Origin of the sequence: Mesorhizobium sp. M7A.F.Ca.CA.001.04.2.1, from assembly GCF_003998485.1 — a bacterium.
Taxonomy (GTDB): domain Bacteria; phylum Pseudomonadota; class Alphaproteobacteria; order Rhizobiales; family Rhizobiaceae; genus Mesorhizobium; species Mesorhizobium ciceri.
The window spans coordinates 1-1,051 of sequence record NZ_RZQT01000288.1 but is presented as its reverse complement, the minus strand read 5'-3'; the positions used below and the strand labels follow the sequence as shown (position 1 = coordinate 1,051).

The 1,051-nt window shown below is 60.8% G+C and carries 1 protein-coding gene; it reads right to left on the bottom strand.

The features are described 5' to 3' along the window. Positions 1–9: 9 nt before the first annotated feature. Positions 10–958 (bottom strand): IS630 family transposase gene (locus tag EN955_RS34545; RefSeq protein WP_127218634.1). Its coding sequence is split into 2 segments (ribosomal slippage): positions 10–621 and positions 623–958, totalling 948 coding nucleotides; the frame shifts between segments, so codons are not numbered across the junction. Between the last annotated feature and the right edge of the window lie 93 nt (positions 959–1,051).

Genomic DNA, 1,051 nt, shown 5'->3' with positions numbered 1-1,051 from the left:
TAGAGCGTTTCACGTTTTGACGGAAGCGTACCCGGCTTTTGCGAAGTAGTTTTTGCATTCGGCTGCCTCGATGGTTTCGACGAGGTGGCCGATGTGGCGCCACGTGTCCTCGACGGTGCGTTTCTGAGCTTGGCGCATCCAGTGTTTGATCTTGGCGAAAGCCTGCTCGATCGGATTGAGGTCCGGCGAGTAGGGCGGTAGATACCAAAGCCTGGCGCCGGCAGCTTTGATCATCTGCCTGATGGCCGCTGATTTATGGCTTCCCAGGTTATCCATGACCACGATGTCGCCGGGCTTCAGCACGGTGATGAGCTGCTGCTCGACATAGGCGCGGAAGCACTGGCCGTTAATCGGTCCGTCGAAGACGCAAGGTGCAGCGAGCCGATCGCAGCGTAGCGCGCCGAGGAAGGTCAGCGTGCGCCAGTGCCCGTGCGGAGCCAGGCCGCGCAGCCGCTTGCCCTTCGGCCCCCAACCTCGCAGTGGAGCCATGTTGGTCTTGATCCAGGTCTCATCGATGAAGACCAGACACTGCGGATCGAGACCGGCCTGCCAGGACCGCCATCGTTGGCGCCTGCGGGCAACATCGGCGCGTGCCTGCTCAAGGGCGAACAGTGTTTTTTTTGAAGCTCAGGCCCTCGCGGCGCAGGAACAACCACACCGCGTTGTGCGAGACCTTGACCCCGCGACCGGCCAACTCATCCTTCAGGCCGTGCAGCGTCAGATGCGGCGTCTCACGTATACGTGCCTCGATGAAGGCACGGTGCGGCTCCAGCACCCTCTTGCGATGTCCACCCATCTTGCCTGGTGCCACCGAACCGGTCGTCCCATGGCGCTGCAGCAGCTTTACCGCCGCGGAAATCGAAATGCCAAACCGTTTGGCGGCCGAGCGGCGGCTCTCGCCACCCAAAACCGCAGCCACCACCCGTTCGCGAAGATCATTGGAAAAAGGTCGCGTCATCAGATGCTGGCCTCCACTCCAGCCAGCATCTTGAATCACAAAACTCACAAATCGGGAATCCCCTACGATTCCATCAAGTCGTGAACCGCTCTA